Here is an 18,985-nt window from a genome sequence, read left to right as displayed (position 1 = left end):
ATTTCTATTAGCAAAAGGGTGCGGAATAATAAAGTGAAACGCGGTCAGGCGGTTTGCTTGATCGCTTGCGCAGAGGACTTTTCTTGTCTGTAGGGCCGTTGTGAGTCCGTCTCGGTTATCGGATTAGATCAAGTGATTTAACGTATTTCATACCTTCAGAATTTGTTTCTTTGCCATAGGTTTGGAGGAGATACATGACCATTCCATGTCCTGGACGTTCGTCGTGAATACGTGCGTTCAGCTCAACGAAGTCGAGGTATTCAAAGCGGAAGTGAGCCATATTCTTGTTTTTTGGGATCTCAATCAGATCGAGTGCTCCAAGGGTTTGTATGGCTCCGAGCAGATATGTAGTGGCAAGGTTGCGCTGTAATTCGGTTCCACCTTTCAGGCAGTTATAGAATTGTACGGTCGACTCCAAACATTTTTGCCGGTTGGCGTCTTGCGCCTGTGCGGGAAGAACCAGCAAAAGAACAAAAATAATACTCAAAAAACTTTTTTTCATGGCATGCTCCGTGATGGTTAGCGATGCTTTCTCCTAACACTCCTCGTTCATCATGGAAACATGACTTCGCACACTCGATGACAAAGTTTATGACTTTTTATCCGTTTTTTGACTCAAGTCATACTTTCGCAATCCGGTTTCGCTTAAACCTCGAATCACAGAACGAACAAATTACCGAAACATCAAGGAGTGAAACCATGTTTTGTTATCAGTGTGAACAGGCTGCCAAAGGCGGCTGCACCAAAATCGGCGTTTGTGGAAAGACCGACAATACTGCATCCTTGCAGGACCTTCTTCTTTATCTGACCAAAGGACTTTCTCAGGTGGCGATTGCTGCCCGTGAGGCAGGAACTGAAGATGCCGCCGTCGATCGCTTCACCGCTGAAGCCGTGTTTTCTACCTTGACCAATGTCAACTTTGACGACGCTCGTTTCGTCAAACTCATTAATGAATGTGTCAGCATGCGCGAAGCTTTGAAGACCAAGGCTCCCGGTGTTGAATTCGACGGTCCTGCCGTTTATACCCCTGCTCTCGATATTCCGGGCATGGTTGCCCAGGGTAAGGAGCATGGCGTCGAGAACGATCCCGAAACCAACGAAGATCTTAAGTCTCTCAAGCAGACTTTGACCTACGGTCTCAAGGGTGTGGCTGCTTACATCGATCATGCCGCCATTTTGGGCTATGAAGACAACGAACTGTATGCCAATTTCCAAGGTTTGCTCGCTGCAACCTTGTCTACGGATTTGACTTTAGAACAGTGTGTTGAAGCCGGTCTGGAATGTGGACGCGTGAACATTCGCGCCATGGAATTGCTTGATGAAGCTAATACTTCCACTTACGGCCACCCGGAACCCACTGAGGTCAAGCTCGGTGCAACCGCAGGCAAGGCTATTCTCGTTTCCGGTCATGACCTGAAAGACCTAGACGTTTTGCTCAAGCAGACTGAAGGCAAGGGCATTAATATTTATACCCATGGTGAGATGCTGCCCTGTCATGGTTACCCGGAACTGAAGAAATACCCTCATTTTGCTGGTCACTATGGAACCGCATGGCAGAATCAGAAAAAGGAATTTGCTGAGTTCCCCGGTTCTATCCTGATGACCACCAACTGTATTCAGGACCCCAAGAATTATATTGACGCCATTTTTACCACCGGCCTCGTCGGTTGGCCCGGTGCAGTCCATGTTTCCAATGACGATTTTACCCCGGTTATCGAGAAAGCCCTGGCAATGCCTGGTTTCCCCGAAGATACCGACAAGGGTACCGTCATGGTTGGTTTTGCCCGTAACGCTGTCATGTCTGTTGCCGGAACTGTCATCGACGCCGTCAAGGCTGGCGACATCCGTCACTTCTTCCTCGTCGGCGGTTGCGATGGTGCCAAGCCTGGTCGTAACTACTACACTGAGTTTGTTGAAAAAGCCCCGAAGGATACCATTATCCTGACTCTGGCTTGCGGCAAGTTCCGCTTCTTCGACAAACAGCTCGGCGACATCGGTGGTATCCCCCGTCTGCTCGACGTTGGTCAGTGCAATGACGCATATTCTGCTGTCAAGATTGCCATGGCTCTGGCCGAGGCCTTCGAGTGTGACATCAACGAACTTCCGCTGTCTCTGGTTCTGTCCTGGTATGAGCAGAAGGCCGTTGCCATCCTGCTCTCCTTGCTGGCCCTTGGCATCAAGAACATCAAGCTTGGACCGACTCTCCCAGCATTCATCACTCCCAACGTGTTGAACTACCTGGTCGAAAACTACAACATCGCTCCCATCGCTACTCCCGATGAAGACCTTGCCGAACTTCTTGGCTAGTCGAGGCGATACGCTTCAATGACTCTCCGCCCTGCCAGCTGACGCTGGCGGGGCTTTTTTTGTTTTCTGATGGCGGGACATCCTTGCAGGATGATTTTATCTCGAATTTTCGTTGCACTCTTTGTTCGCTGGCATCCTTGATTTTCCATAGGGATTAGGCAATATAGTGGTATATCATTACAAGGGAGTGCGTATGTCTGCCGAACGACTTACCAGCCGCGATGATGCGGTGATGGCAATTCTCAAGACCACAGAAGAGGTCAACCAGCTTAAAGATGTTGACACTATTTTGGATAAGATTCTGTATGAATCCCGACAGCTTTCCGGGGCAGATGCAGGGTCCATATTTTTGGTTGAAGATGACAGTCTGATTTTCAGTTATGTTCAGAATGATACTTTGTTCAAGAAGGAAACTGCTAACGCAGCTTTATACCATAATTTTAGTATTCCCATCAGTGAACATTCCATCGTTGGATACGTTGCCAAGACACGGCAGAGCCTTTCCATTGATGATGCCTACGAGTTGGACCCCATTCTCCCATTCAATTTCAACAAATCTTTTGATGAAAAATCCGGGTATAGAACTACGTCCATGCTGACCATCCCGCTTATCGCTCAGGAAAGTCGGTTAGTGGGTGTGATGCAACTTATTAACGCCAAGAATGATATGGGTAAGGTTGGTGCTTTTTCGCCGGAGGCCCAGACGTACATCCCTCTGTTCTGCAATAATGCGTCGGTGGCCATTGAGCGTGGTATCATGAACCGAGAACTCATTCTGCGGATGATGCAGATGGCCGAGTTACGTGACCCCTCGGAAACTGGCGCACATGTTCAGCGTGTGGGGGCATACTCTGCAGAAATTTATGGCACATGGGCTGCCCGGCGTAATCATAGCGCAAAGGATATCAAACGTGCTCGTGATAATTTGCGCCTAGCTGCCATGCTTCATGATGTTGGTAAGGTCGGTATTTCAGATAATATTTTGAAAAAGCCGGCGAAACTCACGGATGAAGAATTCGATACCATGAAATGGCATACTGTTTATGGAGCACGTCTTTTCAAGAATCAAACGTCTGAACTAGATCGGATGTCCATGGAAATTGCCCTGTGTCACCATGAAAAATATGAAGGGCGAGGGTATCCGAGCATCCCGTATTCAGCAGTGTGGAGTGACAGCCTGTCTTTGGGGGATGAGGTGAGGAACGGTGAGGACATTCCTTTGGCTGCGCGTATCTGTGCTGTGGCGGACGTGTACGATGCTCTGGCATCGCCCCGATCCTACAAAGACCCCTTCCCTGATGAAAAATGTTTGGGGATTTTGGAAAGTGATGCGGGCACTCATTTTGATCCTGAAATGGTTGAGATTTTTATTGAAATTTTTGACGTTATCAAAGCCATTCGCGACAAATGGACAGAAGATTGGAAGGTGTAACCTATGGTTGAACCAACACCGAAGTTGTATGATTTTGTAGACCCTGCTGACGGAGAATGCGTCCGCCGTGAGGCTGAGGAGATTCTGCGTGAATTTTTCTCGAAGTATGATGCGAGTGTTTTTCAGAAAGCCTTTGAAGACGTAGAAAAATTATTTTTTGGTTTGTATCCCGGGTATAGGGCCAGCAACACGAAGTATCATAATTTTGAACATACGTGCGCCGTGGTTTTGGCAACAGTCCGACTTATTTACGGCGCATTGGCCGATGGTGAAGTCTTTTCCGAGAAGGAATGTCTCAAGGGACTGTTGTCTGCCTTGTATCACGATGTGGGATTAATACAGGTTGCTGACGACACGCTGGGGACCGGGGCAAAATATACGGTTGGGCATGAAGAACGGTCCATCATGTTTATGCGGAGCAATCTTGATGGCGTCATGTCGCAGGATGATATGGATGATATCGCGGATTGTATCCGGTGCACCATACTTGCCATGTCTCCGTCTAAGGTGGCTTTCGCCTCGGAACATATGCGTATCATGGGATATTTTTTGGGAAGTGCAGATTTGTTGGCGCAAATCGCAGACCGCTATTACCTTGAAAAGCTTTTTTTGCTTTTCGAGGAATTTCAGGAAGCCAAAATTCCCGGCTATGACTCCGCCATGGATTTACTGTCAAAAACAAACACGTTTTATGAAGGAGTGGTCAGAACCCGACTGGACAAGGAGTTCATGCGGGTAGATCGCTATATGAAATTGTATTTTCGTGATCGTCGAAAAGTTGACAAAGATCTGTACAGCGAAGCCATTGATCGAAACCTGAATTATCTGGAGAGCATGTTGTCACAAAATGCGGATGACCTTGAAGGATTCTTAGCAAGTTTCAGACGGGGCAATATCTCCACGTACACCATTTAAGGGGGACACTTCCCAAGGCTTCCTTCTTTGATTCTATCATTGAAATTGATATGAAATCACGTATGGTGATTACATGTCAGTAACTATTCCTAATTTTGAGACTGTTTTTGTTGCCCGACAACCGGTATTTCGCGCTGATGAAACTGTTTGGGGGTATGAACTCCTCTTTCGGTCGTGCGAGGACAATGTTGCCTGTATTACCAACGAGGAGCAGGCAACTTCATCAGTCATTGTAGACGGGTTGGCCCTGGCTTCCGAAGGCATACCTCCAGACGCCCGGATTTTAATTAATTTTTCAGAACAGCTTCTGATTGAGGGCGGTGGATTTGCCTTGCCCAAGGATCGATGTGTTATTGAGATACTTGAGCACGTCAAACCGAACAAAGAAACGCTGCAAGCCGTAAAACAACTCAAGAGTGCCGGGTATCAGATCGCCGTGGATGACTATTGCGGTCAGCCGGAGCTTGAGTCGTTTATTGATATGGCTGATATCGTCAAGGTGGATATGCTTGAGTTTGGAGCCGAACCTGCAAAGCTTGCGGTTGTTATTCGGAATATCCCTTCAAGCGTCACCCTTCTTGCGGAGAAGGTTGAGGATAATGAGAATTTTCATGAGCTTCAAGGAATGGGATTTTCTCTGTTTCAGGGATTTTTTTTTAGTAAACCAGAAATTATTCCCGGCAAGAAGTTGACGACAAATGAAATGACCAAGCTCCAACTTTTGGCAGAATTGTGCAAAATGGACTTGGAACCGGCTCGGTTGGCGGAGATTCTCCAGTCTGACCCTAGCTTATCCTATCGGTTGTTTAGGTATATCAATTCCGCAGGAATGGGTTTGAGTCAAAAAGTCTCGTCTCCCAAACGAGCACTCGACATGATGGGTATGATTCAGGCCAAACAGTGGCTCAGGAGTGTCTTGCTGGCCGATCTCAATCCTACTCCCAAAGCGAGTGAACTGGCATATCTCGCAGTGCATAGGGCCAAGTTTCTTGAGTCGATTTGCCGTCATTCCAATAGTACTGCATACGAGCCGGACAATTTCTTCATGACCGGCTTGTTTTCTCTGTTGGACTCCATGCTCAGTATTTCAATGGATGAAATCATTGGAATGCTCCCTTTGGAGGAATCTGTGGTTAAGGCCCTGAGGGGTGAAGGCGAAGTGTATGAACTGTTGCGGCTGGCCACAAGTTATGAACGTGGGGAATGGAGTGGGATTTCGTCTCGCCTCAAGCGACTTGACCTGGAAACGCTTCAGGCTGAACTCATGTATGTACAGGCCAGAAGCTGGACACAGAAAATGCTTGGATATTGTACGGTCGGCAGTGCGGCGGTATAGCCGGATCGTTGAAAAAGGGGCTTCAATTCGTTTAGACTTTTTCATGGAAATGTGTTGGTTTCGACGGGTGCCGAGATACTTGTCGGTACAAGGAGTCGTAATTCATGAAAAACGTAGCAGAACTTCCCATTGGCATGTTTGATTCGGGCGTAGGTGGCCTCACAGTACTCAAAGCACTCAGGCAGCGTATGCCGTGTGAGGATGTTATCTATCTTGGTGACACTGCGCGGTTGCCGTATGGTACCAAATCACCCCAGACCGTGACCCGGTATGGTGTTCAATGTGGTGCGGAGCTGGTGAGTCGAGGGATCAAACTTCTTGTGGTTGCCTGCAACACGGCTTCTGCCATGGCTTTGTCCGCCTTGCGGGAAGCGTACCCAGATGTCCCCGTCATCGGCGTTGTGGAACCGGGAGCCCGTGCTGCGTGTTCCGTTACGAAAAATGGCTCCATAGCTGTCGTTGCGACGGAATCCACCATTGCCGGTGGGGCTTATCAGCGGGCTATCCATTCCATTTCTCCTGCAGCCCGTATTGTCGGACACCCTTGTTCACTTTTTGTTGCTTTGGCTGAAGAGGGGTGGATTGATGGCGATGTGCCTGAAGCCGTGGCAGCACGCTATCTCGATCCTGTCTTTAATCCGGCTTCCGGCGCAGTTGATCCTGTCATTCCGGATACATTAGTTCTTGGTTGTACCCATTTCCCTTTGCTGGCACCGGCTATCAGGAAGGTTACGCCTCCTGAGACTGTTATTGTCGATTCCGCAGCGACCACTGCAGAGACGGTTTTTGAAGAATTGACCCTTCTCGAATTGATTCGTCCCGGTTCAGGGTGTGGCACTACCGCGTATCTTACCACTGACGACGCTCCTCGATTCGCTCGAACCGGCACACGTTTTCTGGGGACACCGATTACGGAAAACGAAGTCGAACTCGTGGATTTGTAAGCGTCGCCTTCAGCGAGACCAGGACGCTGTCCTGGACTTGCCAAAGAATCTTTTGAAAAGTGTTCTCTGGACTCTTTTATGTCGTCTTCGGTGAAGCGCGTACGGTATAGGTAAGAATTTTTATATAGTGCCCATGAGTGTGTATACTCATGGGTATTTCTTTGTTTTAACATCAAATTTCTTCCCGCGAAGCGGCAACAAAAAGTTTAGGAGGGAGAAAGGGGTTGGGGGTCTGGGGGAAGGGGAAAGAGGGAAGCCCTTTTCAAAGGGTGCCCTCTTTCCCCTTCCCCCAGCCGCCGGAGGCACACCCTACTTCAAAATCATCACTGAGTTGCGTGCTCTGGCAGCGACTTCGTGGGAGACACTGAATCCTTTGGCAAACCAGGGCTTTTCCGATTCTGAGAGCAGGATGAGCGAGAAATCATAGCCGATGGTGATGATGGTCTCTACCGGATCACCCACTTCGACAAGTGTTTCATGTGGCGCGATGCCGTTTTTCTTGAAAAGTGCGGCGGCTTCGTTAACGGCTTTTTGTGCAGATTTGATACCTGACTCGTCCGGGGCAACGGACATGATGGAAACTGGGCATTGGCAGGCGTGAGCGCACCGAATGGCTTCTGGGAGCATTGATCGGGATCGGTCCGTGTCCTGCACACAGACGAGATGCCCGCGGCCGGGTTCAAGCTGCCGGGCAACTATGACCGGGATGGGTGAATGGGCCGCTATCTTGAGAGCGAGCGGCTTGGGTGAGAGGAGTTTTCGTAACCCTTCAACTGGTTCGGGAGATGCTCCCACTATGATAATGTCAGCCTTATTTTGCTGTGCTTCGTCAATGGCGGCAGTAGTCACATCCGGGGCGGTGCGGAGCCGGAGGGATATGGATCCGCCACATGGGTTTTCGTATTCGCGGACATATTCGCCTGCTACATCTCCGGAAAGCTCTCGGTGATGCCAGTCGCGGGTGGAATCCGGTGCGATTTCACCAAGTTCAATGAGCAGATCACGAGCTGCTTTCAAGTGAGTCATGCCGGGCAGTTCCAACCCCCAGTCGAGCATGTTTTCACGGGCGACGCGTATCTCCATTCCACCGGATTTGAGGCCGCTGTCCAGAGGGCGCACATAGAGCAAATCAATGTCTGCACATCCTTGATTGCTGAGTCGTGTTGCATACTTGAGGCTGGATAGTGAATCCGGGCCGCCGCCGATACAGATAAGTATACGTATTCTGTTGTCGCCCTGTGTCATGGACAACTCCTTACAACCCGATCAAGGGCCAATACAGTTTCGATGCGAGAAGCAGAACGGTAAACGACATGAGCGCCATGCGCCAGCCGACAACCATGAAATCCTTGGGCCGCAAGAGACCGGATGAATATACGATGGTGGATGCCGGGGTGCCGATGACTGTGAAATAGGCGAATGCACTGGATACGGCGGTGATCATGCCTACGGCTAGCGGGTTTGTTTCCGTTCCCACGGCAATGGACAGGACGATGGGGCCGAGGACCGCCACGGCCGCGCCATTACTCATGGTGTTGGTGATAAAAGTGGTGAGTACCATGACCGCTGCCATCAACCCAATGCCGTGATCCATGCCGAACGGTGCTAGTATGTCCATGAACACACCGGCTACCCATGCCGCAGCTCCTGTATCGCGCATTTGGACGCCAAGGGAAATTGCGGCGGCATACAGCAAAACCACGCCCCAGTTAACGCCGGAATTGAGATCCTGCCAACGCACGAGGCCGGTGACAAGGAAGAGGACCGCACCGAGGATAGCGATGGTTCCCATGCCAACTTCGGAAGAGAATCCGACCCATCCGATAAGTGTGATCAAAAACAGGAGGATGGCCATATAGTGTCGACCGTTTAACGATCCTTCGTCTCCAACCTGTTCCTTGAGTTTCTCCACTGCAGGGCCGAGGTCCGTGATGTCCGTTTTGAAGGTGTGCCGCAAGATGAGATGCATGAGCGGTAATTGTACTAGAAAGACGGGATAGGCATAGATCATCCAGTCGAGATAGGTGACAGAATAGCTGAAGGTCGCTGGATCATCCGTGGCGTAGAAAAAATCACGCAGATAATCGATCATAATGGCGTTACGCGCTCCACCAGACGGTGTGCCAATACCGGCCATGGCACAGGCGTATGATATGGAAAAGAGGAAGAGCAGACCTAAAGCGCGTCGTTTGGCCGGATCATCAGTAGCCAATTGCAACAGGGACAAAGCCACTGGAAGCATCATGGCTGCCACAGTATGTTCACCGATGAACGATGCCAATATACCGGAAAATATGGAGATGCCAAAAGCAATACGGTATGTATTCGATCCTGTAATACTAACAATAAGCAGAGCGAGCCGTTTGTCGAGTTTCTGTTTGACCAGAGCCACGGCCAGCATGAGTGATCCCATGATGAACAGGACTGAGTCTTTCATAAGGGATTTGGCGACGAGTGAGGAGTCGATGCCAAGCAGGAAGATCTGTCCGAGTATGATGAGTAGGGCTACCGCAGGCAGGGGGATAGGCTCGGTGATGAAAAGCATGGTCGCGCCAACGGTCATGACAAGGACTCGCCAACCCTCGGGAGAGACTCCGTCCGGGGCTGGTGAAAGCAGCATGGCAGCCTGAATGGCCAAGGTGATGAAAAACCACCGTTTTTCTCGTAAGTAATGGATCACAATGCAGGAAGTATACACATCCTTGCATCCTGTTGCCAGTTGAAAGCGTGGTCTTTTCATCAGCCGTGGGATGAGGTATGTGATAGTGCGGTTTGAAACCGATATATCGTGAACCGAAATCAAGGAGATTCCCTTGCGACGCACCTTGTCTGCACTGTGCAAAAATGAACCCGGTGTCTTGGCCCAGATGGCTCAGGAGTGCGGGAAATATGATGCTAATATTTTGTCCTTGGCTGCTGGCGAGACAGAGAATCCGGAAGTTTCGCGTATTGTTCTTCGTATAGATGGCGATGATGCCGCTATTGATAAGGTCGAGCGATATCTGGACAGTTTGGACGAGATCATTCAGATCGACGATCTTTCCCGTAAGGATTTTGTGGATCGAGAATTGGTCATGGTTAAAGTGGCCATGGATCGAGAACAGACCGGACAGCTTATGCAAATCTTCGAGGTCTTTCGTGCCAATGTGGTTGGCATGGGGCAGAAGACTATTACCGTGGAATTATCCGGTGATCAGGAGCGGGTGGACGGTCTTATTCAGATGCTCATTCCCTATGGCATCAAGTCTATGTGTCGTTCCGGCATGATCGTACTTAAGCGAGGGGACGAATAGGTGTCGGCGTTTACCCCCGTAACCAGCCTCGAAGGACTGGTGCAGGCTGCCCTAAATCTTGTGGGAAATGGTGTCATGCCCAAGGTTGCCATTGCCCGATCCGCGGAAGGGTTTGTCCTTCGCGCCGGGGTGGAGGCATATGAACGTGGCGTGGCCGAACCAATACTTATTGGTGACGTGGAGGAGACACAACGTATCGCCGATGAGCGCGGTCTTGATATTTCCCGGTTTCAAGCAATTCACATTACCGATGACGAGCAGGCCGTGGCCGAAGCCGTGCGGTTGTTCCGCGAGGGTGAGGCTCAACTGATCATGAAAGGATTGGTGCCGACCGCAACTTTGCTCAAGGCCGTTCTGAACAAGAAGACCGGTGTTCCGCATCCTTCCCGTATTTTGAGTCATGTGGGTGTGTTTGAGTCCCCGATAGATGGGCGGCTCATGATCATGACCGATCCCGGTGTGAATATTACGCCTTCGTTGCAACGTAAGGTGGATATCCTGAAGAACGCGCTGGATGTAGCCAGAAAATTGGGCATACATAAACCCAGAGCTGCAATTTTGGCTGCCACGGAAAAGATCAATTATCCGGCCATGCCCGCTACTTTGGATGGGGATATTTTGACCAAGATGGCTCGGCAGGGAGAGTTCGGTGACGCCAGAGTGCTCGGCCCGTTGTCGCTTGATATTGCCGTGTCCAAGGATGCCGCAGCCACTAAACAATTCGATGACCCTGTTGCCGGAAATGCCGATATTTTGCTCACTCCCAATATTGAGGCGGGGAATATCTTGTATAAATCGCTGACCACCCTGTCTGGTTGCACTATGGCCGCCGTTGTGGTGGGCAGTCGTGTGCCGGTGGTGGTCCCGTCGCGAGGGGATTCGGATGCGAGTAAATTTCATTCCATTGCACTTGCCAGTTTGTTGGCCCACAGGAGTTCCGCATGAGTATACTTGTGATTAACCCAGGGTCTACATCAACCAAGTTAGCCCTGTTCGAAAACGGGCAATCTGTGGCTGCGCAGGAGATCCAGCACCGTAAGAGTGAGCTTGCTGATTTTGCACGAGTAACGGATCAGTTTGATTTTCGTGTGCAGGCCACAAGAGATTTTTTGAAAACCGCTGGTGGAGATGAAATTCAACTGCGTGCGGTTGCTGGTCGTGGCGGGTTGTTGCACCCCGTAAAAGGCGGTGTTTACGAAGTGTGTGACGACATGGCAGACGATTTGCGGAATGCCCGATATGGAGAGCATCCCTGTAACCTCGGTGGGCTTATGGCCAGAGCTTTCGGGCGAGAATATGATGTGCCTGCCTACGTGGTTGATCCGGTTGTGACCGATGAGATGATGGATAAGGCCCGGTTGACCGGACTGCCTGCCATTAGGCGACGGTCTTTGTTTCATGCCTTGAATCAGCGTGGTATGGCCCGGATTGTCGCGGACAAATTGGGTATTGCCTATGAGAATGGCAATTTTATTGTGTGTCATATGGGAGGCGGTATTTCCATTGGAGCGCATCGGCAGGGAAAGGTCGTTGATGTGCTGAACGGGTTGGACGGTGAAGGACCTTTCACACCGGAACGGACCGGTTCTCTCCCTTTGATTCCTGTGTTGCACATGGTGCGCGACGGTGAAGTGAGTTTCGATAAGATGGAACAGGCTGTTCTTCGACGAGGTGGGTTGTTTGCTCATTTGGGGACGAACGATCCGCGTGAGATTGTGGCTCGTATTGAAGAGGGCGATGAATCGGCCCAGCTGGTTTTCAAGGCTTTTGCCTATGCTGTGGCTCGTTCTGTGTGCTCCATGGTTCCTGCCTTGGTCCACGGTGATGATGGGCCTGATTTGGCGGCGGTGATTTTGACTGGAGGATTGGCCCGAAGCGAACCGTTAACTGCGGAGATTGGGCGACAGATTTCACATCTTGCACCGGTGTATGTAGAGCCTGGTGAAATTGAGATGGTTTCGTTGGCTCTTGGCGCAGAGAAAGCTCTCGAAGGGGAAGAGCGTGTACAGTCGTATGTTCGTGATGCCGTTGCATGACAAGAGAGAAAATACGTTGTTAATTTAAACAAGAACATATACTGTTTTACTCTAAAATTTATAAAAAAGTTTCTTCAATAGAAGAAGCATTGGTTCTTAAAGGATCGGATTGAATGGGTTCTTTGTTCTCCAAATCGACGACCTTGCGGAAAAACGTCAGGATCTCGGACGATGAGTTCGTGCAACTGCGTGATTTCATATATGAAAAAAGTGGCATTTTTGTGGATGTCAAACGCAAGTATCTTTTTGAAAGTCGATTTTCTAAGCGTCTGGGCGAGTTGGGATTGACCAGTTTTGCCGATTACATCAAATATCTGAAGTTTGATCGGGGTGAGGAACTCAAGCATCTCTTCGAATTGGTGACCACCAATGAGACGAGTTTTTGTCGTGACATGAAGCAGCTTGAAGCGTTTCGTGACAACGTGCTTCGGGAAAAACTTGATGAGCATCGGAAAGCCGGTCGATTGGAATTGAATATCTGGTCGGCGGGATGTTCCTCTGGCGAAGAACCGTACACTCTTGCAATTCTGCTTCTTGAAACGTTGCGGTTGGAAACGGCCAAGTGGAAAATTACAATCACGGCAGTCGACCTTTCTGACGAGATGGTCAAGCGGGCCAAGGCTGGGGTGTATGGGGAATATTCTTTCAAAACCACACCAGATTCGATTCGCAAACGATATTTCACCAAGGTGCCGGGGGGCTGGAAGATTCGGCCCGAGGTTCAGCGACTGGTTAAATTCCGTCAAATGAACCTGAGAGATTCTTCGGCGGTACAGGGAATTCCCCGTTCTCATATAGTTTTTTGTCGCAACGTAATTATTTATTTTGACGAGGCCATGAAGCGAAAGGTTGTTCAGTCCTTTTATGACAACCTGTTGCCTGGCGGTTACCTCATGGTCGGTCACTCCGAGTCATTACATAAGATTTCGCAGACGTTCAAACCGCTTTTTCAGGCGGGAACCATTGCGTACAAGAAGGAACAATAGGGGCCTTGGTCCCTGTCGGAGGGTGTTGTTTTGGGTATCACACGCTTAGATGAATTGAAGGCAGGCATGGTCCTGGCTACCGATCTGGTTGCCAGTGACGGCAGGCTGCTCTTCAAGTCTGGCACCAAGTTGGAGGACCGCCACCTCGAACAGCTGAAGCGCGTCGGGGTTGACGAGGCTGACGTTGAACTTGATCCGAACGATTTGAGCAAAGAGAAGTTGCAGGAGGTCGAGGACTATGTCCGTGACTTTTTCCTGTATGTGAATCCTGATTTCAAACCAACCATAGAAATGTTCCGTATCGCGCTGGACCTGACTGCCAAGCAGGTCGCTGCAGGCTGGGAATTGCCCGATGTCAGCGAACGCAGGGCCGATAGCGTTGAGCATCTGGAAGATATTTTCATCAAGGGGATGGGAACCCCTGAAACATTGGTCAGGCACGAAACCGAATTGACTAGTTTCCCGGATATTTTTTTTCGTATCAAGGAAGTGCTGGAAGATGATTCAGCTTCCGCAGACCGTATCGCCAGAGTTGTCAGTACGGATATGAGTCTGGCTGCCAAGCTTCTCAAGCTGGTCAACAGTCCTTTGTACGGTTTTCCGCAAACCATAGACTCCATTTCACGAGCCGTTGCCCTGGTGGGAGCCAAGGAATTGTCCACGTTGGCTCTGGGGATTTCGGCGATTAATTATTTCAAGGATATTCCGCCGGAACTTATGGATATGGAGACCTTTTGGAGACACTCCATCTCCTGTGGGATTTTTGCTAAGATTTTGGCTGGAACCCAGACGGGGCTGTCGCCCGAACGGTTCTTTATCGGTGGTCTGTTGCACGATGTGGGGCGGCTCATTATGTTCAAGAAGCTGCCGTACGCCTCCACTGAGGCTATGCTTTTCGCTCGCGAGAATTCAATCCCTCTGACTGAGGCTGAAATGTCAGTCATGGGATTCATCCATACGGATGTCAGCACGCCGTTGCTCGAAGCCTGGAAGTTCCCGGAAGGATTGTCCAACATGATTAATTATCACCATAAGCCTATGGAATTTCCCAATCCGTTGGAGCCGGCGATTATTCATGTTGCGGATAATTTGGCCAATGCGGTCGAGATCGCTTTGAGCGGCATGTATGTTATGCCGGGGATGGACGAGGATGCATGGGTTCTGCTTGGCGTGGACCCTGTCCCCTTGTTGGAAAAATCCGTATCCGAGTACGGCGAACAGATCGATACGATCATGAGTGCGTTTTTTTAAAATCGGACAATAGATGAAAAAGCCTCACCTGACAGGATCAGGTGAGGCTTTTTTTATGGTTTTTTTGTCTGAGTATTACACCACAGGCATGCTTCATATGTCTTAATCAACATGTCGGCGTTTGGGGAATGAGATATTCCCATCACGCGGACCAAAGTAAGCGCCGCGAAAAGGATCACAAGCGAAGTGACAACAACTATGGCGAGCATTTCCGTCCTCCTGTACACGACAGGAACAGACGAGCGTTACGGCCATATGGCGGTATTGTGACCCTTGGGTGAAATCACGATTAGTGTGCGTCCCCTTCGATGATCAGGTTGGGCAGTTCGTCGGTATCGTCTGCCTTGATCGGGAAGTTCTTGGTGACCAATTCACCGCATCGGGTCACGCCCTGACACAGTGCTTCGCCCGAACGCCCTGCTCTGATGCCATTTGTGACCGTCTCAATTACTTCTTTCCACACGGTAGGATCAACCTTGTCGTTGATGCCCTTGTCGGCCAAGACCTGCACGCTGCGTTCAAAGACCGAGACATAAATGATGATGCCGGTCAGGTCGCGTGTATGATGCAGGCCATACTGGTAAAAAGCGGTAAAAGCGGCTTCGTTGACCTCTTCCTGCATTTCTCTTTTGGATATGAAGAGTTTTTTCATGGCTGGAAATGCGTTCAGGAGGCGGCTAAAGACCAAGAAAAAACCGAGGAATTGAACAAGAAAGGCCCACATTTCTGTTTGTTCGAAAAGCGTGGCAGTGCATACCGCTGCAACGACACCGAAGACCAACCCGCCGATCAGTCCGGCGCGGCGATAATCGTAGCTCGTTGACGCAATGACCGGCACGATTTCACCGGAAGTGCGTTTTTCTACGTCTTTGACGCATTGGACAAGGGCGTCCTGTTCTTCTTGAGTCAGGAATTTTTGTGCTAAGTTTTTCATGAGAATTGTCTTTTCCTTTTTACCAGCCACCGCTTGCGCCGCCGCCACCGAATCCGCCGCCACCAAAGCCACCGAATCCACCACCGCCGCCTCCGCCGAAGCCACCGCCGCCACCACGAAAACTGCCACCAAGCATGGAGAGCAGGAGCAGGTTGGTAGCGGTGGAACCTCTGCCATGACGACGTGCATCTTCAATGGCCTGTTCCTCGGTCATCTGTCCCTGTCGTCTGGGCCTGCCGAATTTCTCGGTGAACATGACGATGAGAATCATGGGAACGACGATGATCGAGAAGATGTTAAGTTTGCTTTTTCGTTTAAGGCTTTTCGATGCTGCAAATTCACCACGTACCGCGCTGGTGATGGCGACCACACCATCTTTAAACCCTGCGTCAAAGTTTCCCTGTTTGAAACGTGGAGCAATCACATTGTCGAGAATCTGTCCGGCCAGTACGTCGGTGAGGACACCTTCAAGGCCGTAGCCGACTTCGATACGTGATTTGCGGTCTGCTTTGCTGACCAGCAGAATGACGCCGTTGTCAGATTCTTTTTGGCCTACTTTCCAAGTCTCGGCCACGCGGATCGAGAAGTCCTCCATGGAATCGCCTTCAAGTGAGGGGATGGTCAGAATGGCCATCTGGGTCGAGTCCGTTTTTTCCAGTTCCGCAAGTTGGGCTTCGAGAGTTTGCTCTGTGGACGAATTCATCATGTTTGCCAGATCGTTGACCCTTCCTTTGTAAGGAGGGACGTCCAGAGCGAAAGCCCCGCTTGCCATGGCAAGAAGGAGGATCGCTCCGAGGAGTGTCGCGTAAAGTGTGCGCACGTTTGTCTCCGTTTAGGACTTGGTGCCGAAGTTGACTTTGGGAACTTCCTTGGCACCGGGATCAGCCTGGAAGAATTCCTTGCGTTCCAGATGAAGAGCCACGGAGTTGGTCAAGGAATTCGGGAAACTGCGGATGGAGAAGTTGAAAGCCTTGACCGCGTCGTTGTACCGCTGACGGGCAACAGTGATGCGGTTCTCAGTCCCTTCAAGCTGGTGTTGCAGCCCCAGGAAATTTTGGTTGGCCTTCAAATCAGGGTATCGTTCGACCACGACCATGAGTCGGGACAGGGCCGAGGATAATTCGCCCTGCGCGGCCTGAAATTTAGCCAGAGCCTTTTTGTCGGTCAGCATTTTGGGAGAGAGTTTGACCTGTGTGGCCTTGGCTCGGGCTTCAACAACTGCCGTGAGCGTGGATTTCTCATGGGTGGCTGCCGCCTTAACGGTTTCGACTAGGTTGGGGATGAGGTCGGCCCGACGTTGTAGGACGGCTTCAAGGTTAGCCCATGCGCCGAAGACTTCCTCTTCCTGTTGTTGCATCTGATTGTATCCGCAGCCGGACAGAGCCGTGGCTGCAAACATGGCCACGAGGACGAAGGCGAAACGTTTGATCATGATTGTATTCCATTGGTTTGGGTTGTGTATCTTCATAAAGATGTGGCCCGCCTCGGAAAAGTCAAGGCGGGCCATGCCGTATAGTCAGGTTATTTTTTCTTCTTTTTGGGTCGTTTTAGGCGTTTACCTTCTGACAGGAGTTTGCGCAGTTTGGTTGCGGCTTGCACGGAATCTTCCGCGTGGAGCAGGAATCGTTCTTTGGATGTCTGGAAATGCCAACCAACCGGGCGGGTCAGGAGTTTGGCTCCTCTGGCTATAAGATATGCCTCTGCCTCGGTTTCTGCTGCGGTATCTTGCATCTCTGCGAGTATTTCACGCCTTTTTTGCATGTCTCTGAGATGTTGTGCGATATCATATGCGGACCGAAGAAAATCTTCGGGTTGGAGATCCGTTGTTTTTTTCCGACCGGAAAGGTGTCGTTGGAGTTCGTTGAGGTCAGCTTTTAACTCTTTGACCTCGAACAGAGCTGCTTCTTGTGAAGTATCAATTTTATCAGAAAGTTCCTTGTAGATGGCGCGTAATTTCTGTTTGGACATGAGACCTGCTTTCAACCTTGCTGTTACCCCGGGAATTGCATCTAGCCATGTCTAGGCTAGCGCACTTTTCTATTTCTTCGCAACTGCTTGTCGCATCATTTTTCGGTGATTTTTGCTTTGCCGTCTGTCATATCGGTGAGTCGGGTGATAAATTGGGTCAAATGTTCTTCCGGCATTTCCAGAGAAAACCCTGCTGTGTCAGTGAATTCTTCGGTTAAAATTTCGATTTCTAAATTTGGGAGCATGCGTTTGAACAGCGTGACTGATGGATAGGGGATAGTCACTGAGCGGGTGACGGTCTTGACCATTTCTTTGGTGGGCAAGGATTCCAATCCGAGTTTAACCATGCCGGAGTATGCCCTGACCAGCCCTCCGGTCCCGAGCTTGGTGCCACCGAAATATCGGGTAACCACCACAGCAACTTCACCGATACCTCCATGCAGGAGCATATTCAGCATGGGTTTGCCAGCGGTTCCGCTTGGTTCGCCGTTGTCGCTCAAACCCACTGATGCCGTATCGCCAGGAGGGCCAGCGGCATAGGCCCAACAATTGTGGGTAGCATCAGGGAATTCCGCCTTAATTTGATTGATGAATTTTCGGGCTGATTCCGTGTCAGGTGCATGGTCAACGGAAGCGATGAACCGGCTCCGTTTGATAGAGTCCTCTACGCGATGGGAGTTGGCAGGGATGAGATATCGATCTGACATGACAGGAATATATCCCGGTGCGACAAGGCCGGTCAACCTTTTGCGATGAATCGTGAAAGGTCTGTACGGAGTTGTGTTTTGAGTGCGGGGAAATGTGTTTCATCCGGGAGCCATGCCAAGAGCCGTTCAAATTGCCCCGAACGGTCGAGGTGTTTGTATGCATAATGAAAGTGGAGGTCATAAATCCAGCAGCAGACGAAGAGAACAAAGTCATTTGACCATGTGATGTCCTGATATGGAACGAGTTGTCGGTTTAGGACCAGTTCGGCAATATGGGGAGAATGTTTGTTCTCGTGCCAGATAAGCCCGTCTTTTAGGGCTTTGCCGTGTGGTGAGTCCGGGCCCATGTACCGGAGGTTTGTACGGATAGCGTCGAGCTTGTCCGCATCGCGTAGGATTTTCAGGACCAGCGTGGCGTCTAGAGACAGATTGGTCGGGATGATAGCCCTGTTGTGGTACTGCACGGCGGCAAGAACGGTTTCTCGCTCCACATATTGCAACGAGTTGAGTCTATTGGAGTCTCGAAGGATTGCCGCCCCTTCTTCAGCGTGATTGTATCCGGTTTGATCATCAAAGGTCGCCCGGCCAACCAGTTGCGGGAAACGCCCCACGTCGTGGAGAATTGCACTGATTTCAGCCAGTTTAACCAAGTGTGCTGGAATGGAAGCTGTTTTGAGAATACCACGGACATGTCCAAGGACCCGCAGTGTGTGCCTTCGTTTTCTTTGAACCAATTCAACAACCATGTCGTCGGCTTTTTCTTCGTGGCGGCGAGCATATTTGTCAAACCATACAAGGTGTTCCGTGATAAGCGAGTTCATGCTATTTGCTATCATGATCGACGCATGAAGCCTAGCCTCATGGGGCCAGAATTGA

19 protein-coding genes are annotated in these 18,985 nt (G+C 50.2%); 10 read left to right on the top strand and 9 right to left on the bottom strand.

Annotated features, from left to right (window positions below; all coding sequences use genetic code 11):
- Positions 1-115 precede the first annotated feature (115 nt).
- The gene (locus SYK_RS11595; protein ID WP_281760428.1) at positions 116-502 is read right to left on the bottom strand and encodes a hypothetical protein; all 387 of its coding nucleotides are present in this window, start codon (positions 500-502) and stop codon (positions 116-118) included.
- A 197-nt stretch (positions 503-699) separates the two neighbouring features.
- Between SYK_RS11595 and hcp the strand changes: the two genes are divergently transcribed.
- The 5 genes from hcp (at position 700) to murI (ending at position 6,934) form a co-directional block, all read left to right on the top strand.
- Entirely contained in the window at positions 700-2,307 is a 1,608-nt protein-coding gene (hcp, locus tag SYK_RS11590; protein ID WP_281760427.1) for a hydroxylamine reductase, read from the top strand.
- A gap of 193 nt (positions 2,308-2,500) precedes the next feature.
- On the top strand, positions 2,501-3,739 hold the full coding sequence (locus tag SYK_RS11585) for an HD domain-containing phosphohydrolase (protein ID WP_281760426.1): 1,239 nt from the start codon (positions 2,501-2,503) through the stop codon (positions 3,737-3,739).
- Positions 3,740-3,742: 3 nt separating this feature from the next.
- Entirely contained in the window at positions 3,743-4,654 is a 912-nt protein-coding gene (locus SYK_RS11580) for an HD domain-containing protein (protein ID WP_281760425.1), read from the top strand.
- 73 nt (positions 4,655-4,727) lie between these two features.
- Positions 4,728-5,990 carry an EAL and HDOD domain-containing protein gene (locus SYK_RS11575; RefSeq protein ID WP_281760424.1) on the top strand — a complete coding sequence of 421 codons (1,263 nt, stop codon included), beginning with the start codon at positions 4,728-4,730 and terminating at the stop codon, positions 5,988-5,990.
- A gap of 104 nt (positions 5,991-6,094) precedes the next feature.
- Complete coding sequence (gene murI / locus SYK_RS11570; RefSeq protein WP_281760423.1) at positions 6,095-6,934, top strand: glutamate racemase; 840 nt, start codon at positions 6,095-6,097, stop codon at positions 6,932-6,934.
- Between the two features lie 309 nt (positions 6,935-7,243).
- Here the strand turns inward: murI and SYK_RS11565 are convergent, their stop codons facing one another.
- Together SYK_RS11565 and SYK_RS11560 are read right to left on the bottom strand one after the other, a co-directional pair.
- Positions 7,244-8,179, bottom strand: coding sequence for a universal stress protein (locus SYK_RS11565; RefSeq protein WP_281760422.1), 936 nt, complete (start codon positions 8,177-8,179; stop codon positions 7,244-7,246).
- 10 nt (positions 8,180-8,189) lie between these two features.
- A complete protein-coding gene (locus tag SYK_RS11560; protein ID WP_281760421.1) occupies positions 8,190-9,674 on the bottom strand; it encodes an SLC13 family permease in 1,485 nt (494 codons plus the stop codon).
- 73 nt (positions 9,675-9,747) lie between these two features.
- Between SYK_RS11560 and ilvN the strand changes: the two genes are divergently transcribed.
- The 5 genes from ilvN (at position 9,748) to SYK_RS11535 (ending at position 14,500) form a co-directional block, all read left to right on the top strand.
- On the top strand, positions 9,748-10,227 hold the full coding sequence (ilvN, locus tag SYK_RS11555) for an acetolactate synthase small subunit (RefSeq protein ID WP_281760420.1): 480 nt from the start codon (positions 9,748-9,750) through the stop codon (positions 10,225-10,227).
- Positions 10,228-11,172 (top strand): phosphate acyltransferase, encoded by a 945-nt coding sequence (locus SYK_RS11550; RefSeq protein ID WP_281760419.1) that lies wholly within the window; start codon positions 10,228-10,230, stop codon positions 11,170-11,172.
- Positions 11,169-12,263: a butyrate kinase gene (buk, locus tag SYK_RS11545; protein WP_281760418.1), complete on the top strand. Its 1,095-nt coding sequence runs from the start codon at positions 11,169-11,171 to the stop codon at positions 12,261-12,263. The genes SYK_RS11550 and buk overlap by 4 nt, the downstream gene beginning before the upstream one ends.
- A gap of 113 nt (positions 12,264-12,376) precedes the next feature.
- The gene (locus tag SYK_RS11540) at positions 12,377-13,249 is read left to right on the top strand and encodes a CheR family methyltransferase (protein ID WP_281760417.1); all 873 of its coding nucleotides are present in this window, start codon (positions 12,377-12,379) and stop codon (positions 13,247-13,249) included.
- A gap of 30 nt (positions 13,250-13,279) precedes the next feature.
- Positions 13,280-14,500: an HDOD domain-containing protein gene (locus SYK_RS11535; protein ID WP_281760416.1), complete on the top strand. Its 1,221-nt coding sequence runs from the start codon at positions 13,280-13,282 to the stop codon at positions 14,498-14,500.
- Between the two features lie 289 nt (positions 14,501-14,789).
- Here the strand turns inward: SYK_RS11535 and SYK_RS11530 are convergent, their stop codons facing one another.
- From SYK_RS11530 to SYK_RS11505, 6 genes are all read right to left on the bottom strand, one after another.
- Complete coding sequence (locus tag SYK_RS11530; protein WP_281760415.1) at positions 14,790-15,434, bottom strand: TPM domain-containing protein; 645 nt, start codon at positions 15,432-15,434, stop codon at positions 14,790-14,792.
- A gap of 19 nt (positions 15,435-15,453) precedes the next feature.
- Entirely contained in the window at positions 15,454-16,254 is an 801-nt protein-coding gene (locus tag SYK_RS11525; protein ID WP_281760414.1) for a TPM domain-containing protein, read from the bottom strand.
- A 12-nt stretch (positions 16,255-16,266) separates the two neighbouring features.
- Complete coding sequence (locus SYK_RS11520) at positions 16,267-16,866, bottom strand: LemA family protein (protein WP_281760413.1); 600 nt, start codon at positions 16,864-16,866, stop codon at positions 16,267-16,269.
- A gap of 89 nt (positions 16,867-16,955) precedes the next feature.
- A complete protein-coding gene (locus SYK_RS11515) occupies positions 16,956-17,402 on the bottom strand; it encodes a hypothetical protein (RefSeq protein WP_281760412.1) in 447 nt (148 codons plus the stop codon).
- 95 nt (positions 17,403-17,497) lie between these two features.
- The gene (locus tag SYK_RS11510; RefSeq protein WP_281760411.1) at positions 17,498-18,109 is read right to left on the bottom strand and encodes a YigZ family protein; all 612 of its coding nucleotides are present in this window, start codon (positions 18,107-18,109) and stop codon (positions 17,498-17,500) included.
- Positions 18,110-18,141: 32 nt separating this feature from the next.
- Entirely contained in the window at positions 18,142-18,945 is an 804-nt protein-coding gene (locus SYK_RS11505; protein WP_281760410.1) for an HD domain-containing protein, read from the bottom strand.
- Positions 18,946-18,985 lie beyond the last annotated feature (40 nt).

It is taken from the genome of Pseudodesulfovibrio nedwellii (assembly GCF_027923765.1).
Taxonomy (GTDB): domain Bacteria; phylum Desulfobacterota; class Desulfovibrionia; order Desulfovibrionales; family Desulfovibrionaceae; genus Pseudodesulfovibrio; species Pseudodesulfovibrio nedwellii.
This window is presented reverse-complemented; position numbering and strand designations above follow the sequence as displayed.

Bases quoted from the DNA above. Each gene is read 5' to 3' on its own strand.
- SYK_RS11595 (WP_281760428.1), bottom strand. From the start codon at position 502: ATGAAAAAAAGTTTTTTGAGTATTATTTTTGTTCTTTTGCTGGTTCTT.
- hcp (WP_281760427.1), top strand. From the start codon at position 700: ATGTTTTGTTATCAGTGTGAACAGGCTGCCAAAGGCGGCTGCACCAAA.
- SYK_RS11585 (WP_281760426.1), top strand. From the start codon at position 2,501: ATGTCTGCCGAACGACTTACCAGCCGCGATGATGCGGTGATGGCAATT.
- SYK_RS11580 (WP_281760425.1), top strand. From the start codon at position 3,743: ATGGTTGAACCAACACCGAAGTTGTATGATTTTGTAGACCCTGCTGAC.
- SYK_RS11575 (WP_281760424.1), top strand. From the start codon at position 4,728: ATGTCAGTAACTATTCCTAATTTTGAGACTGTTTTTGTTGCCCGACAA.
- murI (WP_281760423.1), top strand. From the start codon at position 6,095: ATGAAAAACGTAGCAGAACTTCCCATTGGCATGTTTGATTCGGGCGTA.
- SYK_RS11565 (WP_281760422.1), bottom strand. From the start codon at position 8,179: ATGACACAGGGCGACAACAGAATACGTATACTTATCTGTATCGGCGGC.
- SYK_RS11560 (WP_281760421.1), bottom strand. From the start codon at position 9,674: ATGAAAAGACCACGCTTTCAACTGGCAACAGGATGCAAGGATGTGTAT.
- buk (WP_281760418.1), top strand. From the start codon at position 11,169: ATGAGTATACTTGTGATTAACCCAGGGTCTACATCAACCAAGTTAGCC.
- SYK_RS11540 (WP_281760417.1), top strand. From the start codon at position 12,377: ATGGGTTCTTTGTTCTCCAAATCGACGACCTTGCGGAAAAACGTCAGG.
- SYK_RS11530 (WP_281760415.1), bottom strand. From the start codon at position 15,434: ATGAAAAACTTAGCACAAAAATTCCTGACTCAAGAAGAACAGGACGCC.
- SYK_RS11520 (WP_281760413.1), bottom strand. From the start codon at position 16,866: ATGATCAAACGTTTCGCCTTCGTCCTCGTGGCCATGTTTGCAGCCACG.
- SYK_RS11515 (WP_281760412.1), bottom strand. From the start codon at position 17,402: ATGTCCAAACAGAAATTACGCGCCATCTACAAGGAACTTTCTGATAAA.
- SYK_RS11510 (WP_281760411.1), bottom strand. From the start codon at position 18,109: ATGTCAGATCGATATCTCATCCCTGCCAACTCCCATCGCGTAGAGGAC.
- SYK_RS11505 (WP_281760410.1), bottom strand. From the start codon at position 18,945: ATGATAGCAAATAGCATGAACTCGCTTATCACGGAACACCTTGTATGG.